This window comes from Pseudoalteromonas rubra, assembly GCF_005887095.1.
Lineage (GTDB): Bacteria > Pseudomonadota > Gammaproteobacteria > Enterobacterales > Alteromonadaceae > Pseudoalteromonas > Pseudoalteromonas rubra_E.
On sequence record NZ_PNCI01000008.1, the window covers coordinates 210,600 to 228,906 of the forward strand.

At 45.5% G+C, this 18,307-nt stretch carries 6 protein-coding genes; 1 reads left to right on the top strand and 5 read right to left on the bottom strand.

Annotated features, from left to right (window positions below; genetic code table 11):
• Positions 1-18: 18 nt before the first annotated feature.
• Positions 19-477 carry a division/cell wall cluster transcriptional repressor MraZ gene (gene mraZ, locus CWB99_RS04340; protein WP_046004813.1) on the bottom strand — a complete coding sequence of 153 codons (459 nt, stop codon included), beginning with the start codon at positions 475-477 and terminating at the stop codon, positions 19-21.
• A 444-nt stretch (positions 478-921) separates the two neighbouring features.
• On the opposite strand from mraZ, the gene CWB99_RS04345 reads away from it, so the two are divergent.
• On the top strand, positions 922-3,915 hold the full coding sequence (locus tag CWB99_RS04345) for an EAL domain-containing protein (RefSeq protein ID WP_138550761.1): 2,994 nt from the start codon (positions 922-924) through the stop codon (positions 3,913-3,915).
• Between the two features lie 267 nt (positions 3,916-4,182).
• On the opposite strand, the gene CWB99_RS04350 is transcribed toward CWB99_RS04345, so the two are convergent.
• The 4 genes from CWB99_RS04350 to CWB99_RS04365 form a co-directional block, all read right to left on the bottom strand.
• Positions 4,183-4,884 (bottom strand): hypothetical protein, encoded by a 702-nt coding sequence (locus CWB99_RS04350; protein ID WP_138550762.1) that lies wholly within the window; start codon positions 4,882-4,884, stop codon positions 4,183-4,185.
• Positions 4,885-4,972: 88 nt separating this feature from the next.
• Positions 4,973-5,467: a hypothetical protein gene (locus tag CWB99_RS04355; RefSeq protein ID WP_138550763.1), complete on the bottom strand. Its 495-nt coding sequence runs from the start codon at positions 5,465-5,467 to the stop codon at positions 4,973-4,975.
• A gap of 9 nt (positions 5,468-5,476) precedes the next feature.
• On the bottom strand, positions 5,477-16,717 hold the full coding sequence (locus CWB99_RS04360; protein ID WP_138550764.1) for an RHS repeat-associated core domain-containing protein: 11,241 nt from the start codon (positions 16,715-16,717) through the stop codon (positions 5,477-5,479).
• 1 nt (position 16,718) lies between these two features.
• Positions 16,719-18,206 carry a hypothetical protein gene (locus CWB99_RS04365; protein WP_138550765.1) on the bottom strand — a complete coding sequence of 496 codons (1,488 nt, stop codon included), beginning with the start codon at positions 18,204-18,206 and terminating at the stop codon, positions 16,719-16,721.
• Positions 18,207-18,307: the final 101 nt, after the last annotated feature.

The window sequence follows — 18,307 nt, forward strand, 5'->3', positions numbered from 1 at the left end:
ATTTGGTTTTCACCCCAATTATAAAGAAAAGTCATCCAGCTCAGGGCACGCTTCCACGTCACCACTGCGCTCGATCTCAGTATCGGCCTGCATTTGTTCATACCAGCGTGCTTCGTCCCAAATCTCAAACTTATTAAGCAGTCCGACTAGCATCAGCTTTTTGCCAAGGCCAGCATGCGCACGTAGCGTGGGTGCCAGTAAAATACGGCCGTTTTTGTCCAGCTGGTATTCTTCCGCATGCCCTAAAAGCATGCGCTGCCAGCGTCTGACTCTGGGGTTAGTGTTGGAGAGTCGCTGTAATCTGGATTCTATTTCTCGCCATTCAGACAGTGGATACAGCCATAGGCATGGTTCGTTGATCGCAATAGTGCAAATCACAGCGCCCTGTTCTTCAGACAGCAGAGGCTGGCGATACCGAGTTGGTATCGAAAAACGCCCTTTGTCGTCGAGGCTCAATGAGCTTGCGCCGCGGAACATAACTACCCGCTCGGCCCGATACGATTAGCCAATCTTTGATCCAATTTGATCCACTCTAACCCACATTTTCCCACAGGATGACAGTCTAGGGCTTGACAAGCCTTTTTGTCAAGTTGGATCACTCACCTTGACTCGCCTACAGGCCAGAAAAATCGCGGGGTTTATGGAACTCCATGAAATCGGTGGGAAAATGTGGGCAGACGAATAATCCGAGATCTTTTGGCTGAAAAACGTCCCTCTTTTAGCCACTTAAGAATATTTCATTCATGAGATTTTTACGCCAGATGGTGTTACCAAAAAGCCGAAAATTTAATAACTCTCGACTAGTATTTAGGTTAAACGGGTTGGTTAAAGCGCGTTGCGCTTGTATCATGCCGCCACCTCATAACCAGGCGAGTTTGTATTATTAAAGAAATATCAATAAAACAGCGATTTTACCGATTGATGCTGGTGCTCAGTCTGCCTGGGTTCTTGTTGATCCTGGCTCTGCTATTCGCACAACGCAGTAATATGTTACAGATGCAGGAACAGCAAGCGTTAATGTATGCCAACCAGGTTGCCACGCTGCAGCATGCAGAGATTGCCGCAACACAAAGACTGCTGCAGCAATTGGCCTATCAGCCAAAAGAATTGCAACATCAGCCAGGCGTCTGTCCACAGCTGTTGTTGAGTGCACAGCATTTATCGCCCAGTTTCGCGAATTTTGGTCTGGCCACACCGGATGGCAACGTCACCTGCTCGTTATCTCAAATATCAGGTCCGATATCTATTGCCGATCGCCCCTACTTTCAGCAAGCGATAGATGAAGGCACATTCAGTATTGGGGAATACCAGCATGACAGAAGCATTAACAGTGCAACGCTCAATTTTGCTCACCCCGTCTATCAGGACGGGCAGCTCGTCATGGTGATCATTGCCGTCAAACGCCTGTCGCACTGGAGTCGCTCACTCTCCAGGCTGACACTACCTCAGGGGACACGTGTGATGGTGGCCGATCATACCCGTGCGATTGTCGCAGAATACCCTTACAGCAATGCGCCTTTAGGCAGAGCCGTTAGCGACGACTGGCCCGAAGGCCTGAATGAACAGGCGGTGCTGCTCAATGATGCCAATGGCCATCACCATGTGTACATTCGCCTGCCTCTGCTTGCTGCACGAGGTGAGCTGACCATTTATTTTGCTTTTCCCTTTGAAGATGCCTGGCAACAAACACAGCGCCACTTTGCACTGGTTTTAGGTAGCTTTTTTATCTTGTTATGCCTGCTTATCTGGCTGGCTCGCTACCGCCTGAACAAAACTCTGTTACACCCACTGACACAGTTCCGACAGGCCATTGCCGCGCTCGCGCAGGGGCGCACGCTGGATCTTACCAGTCACACCATGCCTCAGGAGCTTGCAGTACTGGGAGAGCATTTTGAAAATATGGCCAAGGTGCGGCTGCAAACCGAACAGCAGTTAACGCATAAGCACACTGAACTACAGACTTTGCTGTCGGCACTGCCCGACAGTTACTTACGCATTGATGCTCAGGGCCAGGTGCTTGCCAAGCATGGCGTACTGGTACAGCAAGGCAATACACTGAGTGAGTTATTTCCCCATCATATTCATAAACGGATCCGTGTTGCGCTGACACTACTTAAAGAGCAGCCACATCTGCTACTGGAGTACACATTAGGTGAAAACCAGCGAGGCTACGAAGTCAGAATCCAGGGAATGAGTCACGCTGAAGAGGCCGTTATTGTGATCCGTGATATCAGTCATCGCAAACAACAAGAAGAGGCACTGAATCTGGCTGCGCTGGTTTATAACAACTCGAGTGAAGGCATGGTGATCACGGATGCCCATGGTTATATCCTTGATGTGAACCTTGCCTTTACCGAGGTGACTGGTTTCTCTGCGCATGAGGCAATAGGTAAAACCACCGCGATACTCAATTCAGGCAAACACGATCGTGCTTTTTACCGCCAAATGTGGCATGCACTGAGCGATACCGGTCGCTGGCAGGGCGAGATTATTAACCAGAGAAAAAATGGAGAACTGTATACCGAGTGGCTGACCATAGATACCGTCTATGACGAGCAACAGGAAGCGTATCGCAGAGTCGCGATTTTCACTGATATAACCGACAATAAACTCAAAGATGAGCAACTTTGGCGACAAAGCCACTATGACTCATTAACCGATCTGCCGAACCGAACCAGTCTTAAAAAGCACCTCAACAAACTGTTGACTGAGCCGGATAAGCAATTGGCCATACTGTTAATGGACATTGACCATTTTAAGGATATCAACGACACCCTGGGGCACTATTACGGCGATCAACTACTCACCCTGGTTGCCAGAGCACTGCAATCGATAGAGCAGACTGGCGTCACACTTTCGCGGATCGGCGGCGATGAATTTGTCATCATTTGTGAGCACTGCAATAGTGAGGAAAAGGCCATCGCCCTGGCTGAGCAGGTTCAGCAGGTGTTTAAACAGGACTTTATTTTGGATGGAGAGTCCTGTCATGTTGGAGCCAGCATCGGCATTGCACTGAGCCCCCGTGATGGTGACAGTAGTGAGTCATTGCTAAAAGCAGCCGATCAGGCCATGTATAGAGCCAAAGCTCAGGGCCGTAACGGATACGCGTGTTTCGACTCGACTTTACGTCAGCAGAGCGAGCAGCGCCTGTTGATGCTCAGAGATATGCGCCAGGCGCTATCTGACGAACAGTTCGTGATGTATTACCAGCCCATTGTAACCATGCAAGATCAACAGATCCACAAAGCAGAGGCACTGATCCGCTGGCAGCATCCCGATAAAGGCATGATCAGCCCCGGCCACTTTATCCCACTCGCGGAAGAAACTCAGCTGATCCATCAACTGGGTGAATTTGCCTTTCAACAAACCCTGCTCATGCTTAAGCGGTTGCAGCAACATTATGGCACGTTTCAGATCAGCCTGAATGTGTCACCGGTACAGTTCAATGCCAAACACACCAGCCTGTTAAACTGGCAGGCTCAGCTCAGCGATGCCAATTTGCAACCCGAGGACGTGGTCATTGAAATCACTGAAGGCATGATGATGCAAGGTGAAGGCCGCAGTCAGGCACGGCTTGGTCAGCTTATCCAGCAAGGCTTTTCGGTCGCACTGGATGACTTTGGCACCGGCTATTCATCCCTGGCGTATCTGAAGCAGATGGACACCGACTTTATCAAGATTGATAAACGCTTTGTCGACGGCATTGAGCATAATGAAGACGACCTGGTACTGTGCGAAACCATGATCATGATGGCGCATCAACTGGGCCTTAAGGTGATTGCCGAGGGCATAGAAACCGCCACGCAGCATGAACTGCTCAAACAGGCAGGCTGCGACTTTGGCCAGGGGTACTTTTACGCCAAACCTATGAGCCAGGCAGATTTGGAGGCTTTGTTATTAGAAAAATCACAGTAGCTGCAATAAATTGCGCTACTGTGACCCATTTTAAAGCGCATCCGTGAGCACTAATGGGGAAGGAATATGAGTGGTGTCAGGTAGCGCAACACAGACAAAGCATGGATTTAATTGACAGCAGGCCCAGCAAAGTAAAGCCACTGCGCGGGATCTCATCCATAAAACATTGTGGACTGTTCACCGTCACAAAGCACCGTCCACAATATGGAAGCAGAGCGAGACATCGGAAACCCGTCCTGTGACAGTAGTCAGTGACTGACTGATCTTTTAGTCATCTTGTCCGTTTCTAATTCCCTTAAGAAAGGGCCCATATACATCACTCAATAGCGCATTATCAATAAAGTGGTCATAACCGATATTTCCACTCAGTTTATCCCCCTCTTTCTTCCAGTATGCACTCGACAGTTTTTCACTCTTTTTATAAATTCCTTTCTCAATAAAGTAGGCAATCAAATAAGGCGCCTGAGCGGAACCCGCTTTCCAGGCATCCACCAAATTTTTAAGCGCCAGCTTCCTATTTCTCTTTTCAAATTTTCCCTGTAATAATGCCAGCGCTCGAAAAATATGGTATCGATTCATCACCTGAGCACTACGCTCAGCGGTTTGGCGCAACAAGGCGACACCAGCATGCATCTGAAGCGCATTTTCTGCATGTACAATTAAAAATACGCCACCAAGCTCACCTCCCGAAGTCGAGCCATATGAAGACGCGAGCAGCCAAAACTCTATCGCAAGTTTAGAACGGTCCCTCTTATACAAACAACGTGCAACAGTATCTAGCTGGCTTACAAAAAGCGAATCTGCATAAGGCCTGGATAAATCTGGTTCTCTTTGCTTAACTCCCTCTTCAATGAACTTATCACACACCTCTTTTGTAGGTGTCAAAACATCACCCTCGAAACTGGTTGCACTTGCAGCTTTCGATGTAACTACAAGGGATAAAAACAAAACAGCATAAATGAGTTTCATATCTCATTTTCCCAATGATTCATCGAAAATAAGCCCTTCCGAATCGCAAACTATAAGCAGATTTTATCTTCTCCTTACTAATAAAGCTTTACTTTTTCACTAGAACTTTAACAATGCATTTCCTTCGCCCGTCCTCGATATAGTCTAGCGACAACTCAGCTCCTTCAAAGATAACACCTTCATTATAGTTCCGATTAGCAAAGCAGTATTCATATGTAGAGTAGTTATTATATTCGAAAAGAACTCCCCCGACTTTTAATTTTTCCGTCCTACTACTAAGGACTTCAACATTCAATTCATCAACAAAGCCAGTGACGGTATAAACTCTTTTTCCTTCGACTTTACTCTCTGCACTTTTAACATCACCATAATTAGATAGCTCTATAAATAATGAAATAAACAAAATAAATATCAAAAAGTTTAAGTTCAATTTAATTAAAGGTTTAATCTTGCTTTTATATAGCTCATACCTTCCTCGACCAACTCTAACAAATAAAGTCACAACTAAAGAAAAAAGGATTAAAAAAAAGAAAGCAAGTGAGTATTCAAAATCACTCTCAAAGTAAATGTAATATTTTTCCATGTTGCTCTCCTACCTAAAAAAGTTTGGTGCTCTCTTTGTTGTTACCTTCATTCTGCTTACTCCGCCACCAGTACCAATATCAAACCCTACAGTCGCAAGCTGAGGTCTAGGCGTATCTGTAAATGAAATGTCTAATCCCAGTGGACCGAGAGTCGCTCCATAGTCAATAGCATCCCCCAAAAATAAGTTTATATCCGGTGAATAATCAAAAGTAATACCTCGGCTCACTTCATGACCCCAAGCGCTCTCAATATCTAGCGGATCCATTGAATAGCCAACTTTTTGGAAAAAATCTACATCCCCCCCCCTGAAGTCAACAAAAATACCAAAGGCACCTCTAACAGCAACACCGCCCCAAACTTGCGTATATTCGTATCCAATCGCTTGAACCCCTAACTCAGGACTTGAACTGCCCCAATAATCACTCCAGGTTCTACGCATATCATCCCAGATTTTTCCGTAATCTACTTTGCTAGCCTGATTATACAAATACTGCATAGCACCAAAGCGTGCACCATTGGAGAATTTTCCTCCAGAAATCTCTGATGCTGTACCGCCAATAGCTGCGGAGATGACCGTTCCCTGTGCTATCTGTGTGGCGGTCAACTCATCTCCTCCAGGCAAATAAGCACCACCAGCCCCTTTCGTTATACCAGCACTAAAGAAGCCGTGACCAAATTTTCCACCACTCATTGCAGAAGAGATTCCGCCAATGACGGCATGCGCAGAAATTTGTGCCGCCACCTGCCCGGTAGTCAACATGTTGCCACCAAAGCTATGCAGGCCAGCGCTTTTGGCAGCTTCAACGCTACCATACTTAGCCAAGTTTTTCGCACCTACCTTGTTGAAGTTCCCACCAATTTGGGTCAGTACATGGGTACTCATAAAGGCAATATACGCCGAGTTTCTGGCATACTCTGGTGGAACGCCCATCGCCCGATTAAATTCGTACGACCATGCGGCAGCGCACGCAGGTGCACCTGCTTGGCAGAAAACGACTGAGGCTACATTGGCCGCAATATTCGTTAGCTCTTTACCAAAAACTTTAGCCGTAGCACGAATGACATTTCGCGTCAGCTTTTTCAGTGGCTTTATAATATAACCACTGGGGTCGGTATAAGACAGCGGGTTGTTAAACACATAACTATAGGTATTATAGTTTTGCAAGTTACCCGGTGCCTGAGTAATTGGATCCGGTTGCATAAAACGCCCGGTAAGCGCGTCGTAAATGCGGCCATTCATATGTATGATGCGGCTTTCACCACCCAATACGACAGGCTCATGCCCCGTATAACCGCGAGTGTTGTCAGCTATATCAAACAGGAACGCCAGGTCAGGGTGCAATCCAAGTGCATTGGCAGCCTTTTCTGTCTCAGATTCTGATGTACGTAACTGGCCAAACACGTCGTAGCTCATACGTTGTACAACATCAAAGTACTGATCGGTAATCGCCACAATCGACCCCTGATGATCCGTAAAGAGCCACTGTATTGTACTGCCCTGCGCTTGTTCATCGCCCGAGGTGTACTTTATCGTCGCGTCATTACCAACATAACGCTTAATGTAAGCCTGCTTGTCATTGCCCGACTTGGTCGTTAACTCCAGCGCCCCAACATAATAGACGGTCTGACTACCATCTTCTCGCTTGTAACGGCGGTTGTTAATGTCGTAGTCGAAGGTCACTGTTTCACTACGACCTTCGATTTCCTTCACTTTGTTGCGTGCGCTGTATTTGAGGGTCCGTATTGTTACTCCATCACGTTCCATACGTGTCTGGTTGCCATTAGCATCGTAAAAATAAGATTCTGTTACGTATACACCATCCGCTATATTCGCGTTACTCAGTGGTGCTGCAAAACGACTTTGAAGTGTCGCACTGCTTTGCGCTTCCTCGCTCCCCCAGGTATCGAACTGGGGTGGTGGCGGCGGAAGAATGATAGGCGTGCCACTTCCATTACCACCTGGGTTAATCGAATTGCTTCTGGTAGTTAGCGCATGAGGCGCTGCACCATGCTCCCCATATGTCTGATGCCATTTACCTATTTTTTTGAGGTTGCCATTGCTGTCGTATTTAAACTGCTGTTTACCATTGATATGCGTCACTCGGTTGAGATCATCATAACCAAAGGTCTCCAGCTCAAAACCGGTCAGGGTACGATTAATCAGATTACCCAATCCATCAAAGCCATAACTGTCTGACTGGACTGCCTCAAGCACCCCTTCGCCTGAAATATTAGTCAGGCTTCCGGAAACAGGATCATAGGTGATTGACATTGTCTTACCACCTTTAATGTACTGGCTCACCTGTCCACGCGTATTTAACGACTTAACCTGATAGTAGATACGCCCCCGGCTTCCTTCACGTGCTTCTCTTCGCTCAAACAACTGACCGTATCGATAGGTATTTTTCACGCCTCTGGCTTCAATATACTTGTTTTCCCCGCCGCTATTCATACGACGGTAGTCATCAAACTGGAAGGCAAGTCTGCCGTGAGCATCATAGGCTTGCTGCTGAATGACACACAATGAAGTTAAAGGGTCTGCTATTGCAGGTAGGTTATCAGGATCTGATACTTTGATTCGCAAATCATAATGGTTTGTATCCAGTTCAACATCATCTTTGCCACAAGACTGAGTAAGACCAAGTGATGTCAAGGTTGCAACTGCACGACCAAAATTATCGTAGAAATAGTACTGACGCCAGTCCTGCCCCTGAGTAGCAGAGATCAACTGATGAACATTGCTGGCCTTTGTACCGTATTCCCAGGTACTGTCGCCTTCAGATACTATTTCCGTTTGCAGATAAGCCGCACTGTCTTTACCATCGGCCGCAGCTCCTACTTCCTGGGTCTGGTGTGTTTTACGACCCAGTAAGTCATAGGTAAAGTACTGAGTTACCTTACGCGCATCAGTCTGGCTTGTAAGCTCACCGAACGCATTATACGTGTATGTCCAGGTGCCTCTGTCAGCATCTTTCAACTCAATTCTGCGACCAAGCGCATCGTACTCATTGTCTATCAGGATACGGCCATTGTCCGCTGACGAAGAAACAGTATCCTGATTGCCCATAACATCATATGTATAGGTTAGAGTGTTACCCATACTGTCAGTGACCTGAACAACCTGACCCAGTGCATTCTTTGTCGTCGTCGTGGAATGTGAGGCATTAGATTCATTGCCAATATGACCACTGATTGTGGTTGTCGATTCTAGTCCGCTGAACGTCGTTTCAGTCGTCATACCTGAGTTTTCATCGACCACTTTCTGAACCCGGTCAAAAATATCATGGTAGGTTTTTACTGGTTTGGCACGATGTGCTTGAGTTTGAAGCAGTCGACCATACGTATCATAAACGTTGGTGGTTTCTAAAGGCGCCCCTAACACACTCGGTACAATAGATTTATAGGGCCTGCCTGCTTTATCCAGATACTGTGTCTCGAGCAGCTCACCGTTAACATAACGCTCAGATTTCACGGAACACTGAAGCTCAGCACATTCTCTTAGGTAGGTATAGCTGTGCGCGCCCGTGGTTTGATACTGGCCAATGGCACTGCCAAAGGTATCATATAACTTATAAGTGTACATTCCACTAGGAGAAAGGATTTTTGTGGGTGCTCCGTGTTCGTTACGGACTAAGACTTCAGCACTTTTTGCAATCAAAATATCAGAGCCCTTCAACCCTGCACTTAAGTCAGCTGGAGCGGTATCCACATTTTGCAAGCTGTAGCGCAGGTAGCGACCATCAGCATCATACACATGTTCAGTCACACGCGTTTGCTTGTCCTTACTTTCACATTGGTCACTGTCGTTGCTTGTCTTAGTAAGTTTGATATTCCCAACATCATCATAGATATACGTTTTAGTTAGTTGTGCATCACAACTCCCACCCGGAGCAATAATTTCCTGCTTAAGCATGTACGGATGTGTGTCACTTGCACCGTAATACACAAACTCTGATGTCTTACTTATGCCGTTATTACCGCTACCATCTGTATGTTTTGCAGTTGCCTTAGTTATCCGACCAAAGCGCTTGGCTTGTGCTGTACCGCTATACTCATTGCTGGTTGTAACTTTAGACAGTGCAGCGCCAGCATTGCCAAAGCGTACAAAAGTATAAATATCCGAAGTATTTACATTGAATTTAGTAACGACAGACTCAATCAGATTCGCGTTGTTATCCTTATCATAGGTCATGTCCGTTTCACTACACCCATAGCCGCTGATTGAATAATTGCTATTTAATCTCGCATCACATTCGCGGGCATTTTGCAGCAGAGCCTGATAGGCCTTACCACCGCGGTGCTCGATTTCAACATATTTGTATGTATTGTATGCCCGTGTCAAATACTTAGTTGGTGACATAAATGTGTCTGCTTCACCTACTTTCTTAAAATACTTGTCGGTCGACACTGGCATGCCTGTGAATGGAAAATGCTGCAGATAACGTGTTGTTGTTACTATTGCATATTGTTCATCTGACTGCTGTTCTTGTTTATAAGAAGTTGTGGTCAGAGACTGAAAACCCAGCATACCGCGTCCACCAAACTGTACGCGCGCACCTTCATAGAAGTAATCTATCGATACTGTGCCAACATTTGTACTGTCCGGACTGTCCGTCGTTACCTTACTGACCAACTGTATAGGAGCAATATACTTATTTACTTTAAGATCAGCGCGCTTCACTGCTTCGTCTTGCTTAAACGCAATAACTTTGCCTTTATAGACATCAGAGTCAGTCATAGAGGCATAGTCTATCTCAGTTTTACTGCCGTACCCTTGTGTTACCGTTCTGAGGAGCCCACTGGTAGCCAACATGCTTTGATCGTAACGGATTTCAATAAAGCTAGCATTTTTGAATAGCAGGTCGTTGTTACCGTCATAATCGAAGTCGAAGGTTGTCAGATAGTCGCCACTCAGAGACTGCAAAGTCGCAGTTGAAAGCACGAACCTGTCTACCTGCTCCAGCGTATTTTTTTGTGGTGACCATTCATAATGTGTCCAGTTGATATCTAGCTTACCCCGGAAAAACAGATCCGGCTTACCATTTCGGTCTACATCAATGGCAGTAGGCGTTGAAATATCTTTATGAAATTCCCTACCATCACTCAAATCCAGGTCAACATCGTACGTAAAGTTATGCTCAAACATGGGCTCAGACTGAGACTGATTGACCCATAACTGCCAGCTACCTTCCTGGTCACCTTTATACTTATCCCACTCTGAGACATCTAAAAAGAGCAAGTCGATAAGGCCATCTGCATTGGCATCCATCAGCTGTAGAGAGCGGACTTTTTTGGTAGAGACAATTTGCTGCGACTCAAATTGCAGAGCTAACGTCCCTGCATCAGGGTAATTTGTTTCAATGGAACCGCGATTATAGTTGACTAGAACGCTATTTGATTGTTTTTCATCACACTTATTCAGTTCATTGCATTTCAACGAAACAATATCAGCCAGTCCATCAGCATTCATATCAGCTACATACCACTCTCCATCTTCTTCACTTACAGAGGCTGGCCAGTTGGTACCATAAACAGTAACGTCTAAGGGAACCGAGAATACATTCTCAACCGGATCAAAATAGCGCACATATGCTGTTTCACCAGTGTCACGCTTATAGACAATATCGCTATACCCATCGCCGTTAAAATCAGCAAATTTGGGCTCTTTAAAATACAAATTGCTTTCCAGTGTAGAGTGTTTAAAGATGTCATCGATATCCACACGTTGTAGGGTCTGGCCAACCAGTTCATAGATAGTAAAGTAATCACGTTTATAGTTGCTGTCATAGTCTTTTTTCATGTTGACAAACAGTTCTTGTTTACCATCATTATCGTAGTCTATGGACTCAACTGAGACACTTTCCTCGTCATCACCACGCACAAAGCTTGTACAGGCAAAGCGAGAAGCTTCGTTTTGCCGGCTACCACCTTTGAGTAAACACAGTTTGTAATCTTTATCTTCGTAGCGCTCCAGTACCGCAATTTCAGGCACACCATCACCTTCACTGTCTACACTCAACATTGCAGCAAGCCGGTGGTTCCCATTCTCATCGTAGGGTAACCCATAAACGGTAGAACTTGCCGTGTAAGTTAGAGAATCAGAGAAATTGTCATAGCTAAACTGGATTGGCAATTTGCAGACACTGCCAGCATCACATTGCTTAACTGACGTCAGCAAACGCAAACCATTTACCGTCGTTTCTGTTCCTAGCTCAAAGCGGGATATAACTCTCTTGTAATGATTCTTGACGATGATCTTTTGCAGCTCTGCACGCTCAGATGACATCAGTCCATCAAAAACATAACCCGCTCTGCGTATGTCGCCCGATCTATAATCAAATTCAACACTGTTACCACTATAGGTAATCTTCGTCAGCACTTTTTCCGCTTCGCCTAGGACTTGACCTGACACAGAGGCACTGTACTCATACTTTATAGCTGTGTCTTCGACTTGCATGTTGTCATACACCGAATGCAGTAGCCAGGTTAGTGTTCTGTCACTTCTGTTACCCAGTCGAATTTCACTGTCGGCCGCCCCACCGTAGCGCTTCAGGGTGCCGTCTTTCGCTTTAACCAGAAACTCTACGCTGTCTGCAGTACTGATTTTTGCAACCGTCACCTTAGAGTCCAGTTCCAGTACGTAGGTCTCCAAAGTGTTGTAATCATCAAAGTCACCGGTCACATCTGCTGGGATTAACCTTTGCCCCCCTAAGCAGAAACGATCGCTATTTGTAAAGGTTAACGGCTTAAACTGGCCATCCTGAGCGAGCGTTTGTGAACAACGAGAAATAGCGCCACCTGCACCGATGGACCAACCCAGCGCCACGTTAGAGCTACCCGCCTGTGAGTCGTAGTTAAGTGTTACTTGTGGTGTGACCCCTGCTATACCGGGTGGCAATTCAATCGGTACTGTGTAACCGGCACTGCCATTTTCTGTTACTCGGAAATTACCCTGAGTTGGAGTAAGACGTGCGTGCATCGCACGTGCATACATATCATGTGTAGGCTCTCTCACAGCCAAGTCGGGTAGGTGAACATTAATATGAGACATAGCCACGCTGTCCTGAACCAACACATGTAGGGCCTCAGAGTACTGTTGGCTACAGAACATTTTTTCTTCGCCAGGCTCTAAAGCGACAGAAACACACGCTTTTATCCTGAACTTAAAACTACCGTTGGGTACAGACACTGAATGTGACGTCGAATCTGAGCTTTGCGCATTTTCACTACTCTTGCTTGCTTTCACCCAAGTGTCTATCTCATAAGACTGTCCGTTTTCACTTTTTTCTAGCACATACTGCTCAACCGCACCAGAAGAGGAAAACACAAAACTCAAATTGCCAAAATTCTGACTTTCTAGCGCAAGCGTTGGAGTTTGCAAACCATCACTCTTATCAAAGGGGTCGGTACCAAGTGCCAACTCAGCGGCAAAGCTGAGCCCGTCGCCATCATCGTCGGCACTGTAGCTACATGCTTCATTGGTCGAACAGAAATCGTAGAAGTAATTGAGTGTTTTCAGTGTTAACTGGTCATATTGCTCACTTCGATAAAATAGCAACTCGAGCACCAGGTTTGCTCTGGACATGCCCTCATCAAGCAAGCCCTGCCAATAAACGTAGTTTTTTCCACCTACTAATACCGCTTTAGCTTCGTGGTGAGATATATTTTTCACTTTGGCTATCATGGCCAAAGCGAAATCTTCATTTGGCATTGCAATGTTGCTGTATATCGCAACATTATCTTCTGTCACGCTACTCAAAATTAAGCGTGTTACCTCTTCAATAGACAGAAGATTGTTGGTAACGAGATAGCTCAATATATTAATTTGATCTTTTGTTGGGTACTCATTTCTGAGTACAAACATGAGATCTGTGAGTGTCCAAATTACCTCATCTCTTTGTTCAGGATGCAGCAGTTTCGCATCCCCTTCGATGGTATCTCGCCACTGTGGAAAATGCTCGTTCAGTAACTTTTCGAGTTCACCTAACCCTTTCCAATACATAGCATTTTGCTTGATCAGTCCAGGGCTTATAACGTAAACATCTTTCTTGGTTTGAACATAGACATAACCATCAGAAGATACTTGAGGTTGTGCAACAATCCCGCCAGAATCAGGGAGCAAATAATGCCAATAAACTTCACCTGTGTCCGCATTCAATGCGTACAAGGCTTCATCTAAAGAGCCAACATAAACAATTGGTAAGTCTGCTCCATACACCTTTGTAAGTTGAGCTGGTGCTACAATTGGTCCTCGAGTATCAAACAACCACACAACGCGCTTACTGGACTCATTTGCATTGGTGATGTCATGTTTAATACGATAAAAGCGATTGTTGCGTGAACCAAAGTAAACGTCATCATATATCCCTCCTTGCGCCAAAGAGGTATTACTTTTGACCACTGGCATTGCTACCACATCGTCATATTTCGAGGCTTCCGCCAGACCAGCCGGTGTTTCATGAGTCCATTTCAACTCAAACTTTTGTTCTGGTGTCACTATATAGGCATTGAGCCCCGACTCTGAGCCAGCATACAAAATACCATTACCACTGAAAGTAAAGCCTCGAGAAAGTAGATCTGGGCCGTTATCTGAGCCACTGCCAGAAACGACAATGCTAGAGTGAACTGGTAACTGGTTGTGTTTCACACCATTACCGATCTTCAGGTAAGCACCTCCTTCAATTAGCTTGTCAGCAATATAATTGGAAAGGGGTTGCTGAAAACCATCAGGCACTAGTGTTAGAAAAGAATACGAATAGGTCTCAGCTGTCTGGCGCAGCTGTAACTGAAGAGTGGATTGTGTCGCAGAAAAGCCAATACCTTTTACATCAAGGCAACGCTGAGTACCACACTGGACTACACTTGCAGACTGAATATATGGCGGTAGGTGCTCAACGGTAAACTGCTGACCAGCAGTACACGTACTGTCATCAAAGCATGCGTGTATTTCGTAAGTTACGTGACCTTGTTCAGGACTATTAATCGTTACTTGATTCTCAGCCCCTTCATATATCAGCTCAGACAAATCACGATCAGATGGCAAGCCATTCCAACGGTACAAGCGGAATACATTAGTTGCACCATCATTTTGTTGCTGCCACTGAACGGTGTATTTGCCGCTAACCTGAGATTTCAGTGCGCTGAATTTGGGTGTCTCCGGTATGGGCTTTGGATGTTTAATCTGCTGCGTTACACATACCTGCTGATCAGCTTCTTTGAACGTATCAGGGATAGCCTCACTACCCGAGACCAAATAATTTGATGCAAGTACACACACCCGTAGTGTCGTGTTATGGTCCGCATAGTTGACATCTACCTGAACAGAAGCGCTGTCACCTGGTGACTTAATTTCTGCATTAGGTAAAATGGCTTTGTCTGCACCATTGACGGTTGCTGAAAAGTTAAGCTGCCTTGTATTTGACAGTTCGCTTGCCACAACCTGATAGGTGCCAGCACCAGCGGGGTTGATAATGAGTTTAGGCAGCCCTGGCTTGGGGGTATCCGGATATACTATGTCCAAATAAACTGAAGACGTGTGGACCAATTGATTCTTATCATCGTACAACACGGCAGATACAGGCATGTTTGAACGGACCACTTCTGGTGTCCAGGAAAAGTGATGTTCTACGGCTTTATCCCGGGACAGTGGGATGTTGACCGAGTAGGACTGCAGCAAAGTCCCACCAGACTTAAGCTCTATCCGCTTTAGAGTTTCTGAATTCTTGTTAATCGCCCCGATGAGTGCAACGAATGGAACGGAGTTACCCACAATATGGCTAGTGCCAGGGAGAGCATTAATGCTCAACGCACCACCAAAGTACCTCTTGGGCATCACAGTGAGTAAAGATTCCTCCGTATCACCAAACTTATTGGCCGCATACATTTTGAAGTTAGCCGAAGTGGAATATCCTGCCAGGTTATGGAATAAAGAACAGCTACCATTTGTTTTATTACAGGCATTGCTGATGATGGTACTAGAGGGGCAAGGAGCACCTTGGGTAAAACTCCCCCCTCTCATTGCACACAGCTGTAGAGTATCCAAATACTCCAAGCCACTATTCACATGGGCAGTGACTTTCACTATATCATCAATAAACGGAGTGACTGGTGAGACAGAAATAGAAGAGACCGTCAGATCTGCAGGCACAAACTCTACAGTGTCGCTGCGACTGTCATTGGCTCCCTCCTTATCGTACACTGTCAGGGTAATACTGGTTTGTGCATTATCTGCGCTGATAGTGCCAAAATTCAGCGTACAGCTTTTGTAACCTCCCCCCAAAAGAGCACAGTCTTGTTGCGAAACTGCGACAGGATCCTGACTATCCCGCTGCAACGTTACATGTGATAGTTTATTATAGCTTTGTGTATCATTATCTTTTACGGTAAAGCTAACAGATATCGCTTGCCCGGCTGCACCAATGTCTGGAGAGACAGAAAAATTACTGATGATGGGAGCTGTATTTTTCTCCTTCACTGTAACCTTGCGGGTTGCGGTGACATCATAGCCCCTGCTATCCATCACAATGGCTTTAAAAGTATGCTCACCAAGACCCAAACCATTTTTTCCATAACTCACCTTACAAGTTTTTGACTTGTTGCCATTTGAACTGGAACAGCTGGGCGATAGGCGCGTTGTACCGCGGTAGATATTGAATGACGCATAGTCTGCACCTGCATCAAAAGCGGTAAAACTCACAGTTAAAGGCTGATCCTGTACTATTGTGGTATCGCCAGATGGGCTTGTGCTTCTGATTTCCGGTTTAGTTAAATTGAAGATATCAAATTTGACCACACAGTCATGATCATACGGTATATAAGAAGGTACCTGGCTATATGGATCGTCCACTTCTTCATGATCTGCTGTTGTCATACGTACTAAGAGATCATACTTCCCAACAGTCATATTAGAAGTAACCAATAAGGGTACATAGTAATCTTTTTTAGCATACTTCAGACCGGCCGGTAATTCACTTTCTCTCAAGATCCTCGTAGTCCATCCATGAAGCTTATTATTCCCTATGTACAAAGAGTGAATACCTTGAAAACTGGTATATTGACTCCCCGTTTCAGGGAAGTGATATTCCTCATAGTTACCAGTTAGTGTGATCTTAAGACCAGGGCGGTAAGGTAATTCATAAGAATTTTTTAAGAAACAGTTGTTAAATACCGGAGTAGCACGCGCTTCCAGTGAAAAAAGCGATGTCAGCAAAGCAAAGAAAGTAATCAGTAATTGCTTATTATATCTCATATTATAACTCCGCTTCCCATACCACTTGCATTGACTCGCTATCCTGAGACGCCGGTTGTGGCGTTTCCAGGCCTAACATACGTGACATCAACTCTGTAGCGGAAGCACTCTGAGGTGCATTTTTTGGGAAAGTGATCCCCAGCAATCTATTGCCTTCACGGTAAATAAGCTGAGGTTCAGAAACAGAGGAATTCATCACTTCTTCCACCTTCTGAGCAAACCGAGAGGATTGCTGCGCAGCATGAACAAGCTCAACAGACCCAACGAGCAAAGGTGTTGTGATAACGTTTTTTACTTGTGATGGCATAGTGTAGGTTTTAAGCTCTGATGTGAGATCTTTGGTGTCCAGCACTTTGATGGTGCCATCGCGTTGGAAAATATACAGACCACTGGTCAGCACCGCATTTGGCTCAGGTGCTGAGCTGAATAAACTAGATTTGCCAAACGAAGACGCTGCACTGTTGAGTAGAGTCTTATTGACTAATACCGGTGCAGCGATGGTATTACTGTTAAATTGCCTCGAGCACCTTACATCGGAATTATTTATATCAACCTTGCAGGCCTTACCTTTCTCTCCCATCATACTCACAGTGAAGTAAGCAAAACCGTCATTAAACACAGGCGCATTGGCTACAACCCCAGCAGTATTGAGCTCCCATTCTTTTTGCCAGGTAATATCTCTTTCGCCATGCTCTAGATGTATAACCTGACTTTTATATTTGAACAACCTTTCGTCGTGGGTTGCAAAATACAGGCTACCATTGTGTTCAATAATAGTTCGCTCTATCACATCCAGGCCCAGCTCCCGTAATGGTTGGGGATAACTGGATGGCAATGCTTGCTCAATAATGCGGGCCTCAGCGAGCGGAGAAACGACAAGCTCGCGCTGAATGCTTTGCCCACCAAAACCATAGGCTGTTAATTTATATTTAGTAACATGATTGGTACTTTGCGACAGCGACCTTAATGACGGTGACTTCATTGTCAGTGCAGGTGTTGTGTATTGGTCAACAGATTTGGTAACTGAAATCGCAGTTGCACCTGATAGCGACCAGTGCAACTGAAACACCTCTCCGGATTCAACCTGACTGTTACTGGCGTAAAATGCCTGAACTTCCAGATCTGCATCGATCGTCACTGCATTTTGCTGCCACTGTGAACAACCATAGCGATGACATGACTTTATTCGAAAAGGACCAGATTGAGCTGTGCTGGTAAAAGGCGTCAGGACCTTGTCATTCACCGTTCTCCATTGGCCATCCTGATAGTACTCAACTACGTAGTAGTCTGCATCCGAAACAGGTGTCCAAGCCAGTTGAGAGGCATCACCCGTTCGTTTAGTAGATAGCCGAACGATGTTCTCAGGCATCAATTCAATGGGAATGACGGTTATGATTTTGCCAGCTCGAATAGGGGCATAAGCCTGCTCAAATGCGTTTAGCAGTGGCGAAAAGAACACTACACAACAAAATAGTCCTTTAAAGTTCATCGTTAACCTATGTTTCTTAAACGGGAAATCGGCGCGCATAATACCATAATGACTACTTTATTCACATATAATATCCACCCTGGATTCATAAACCAATAATT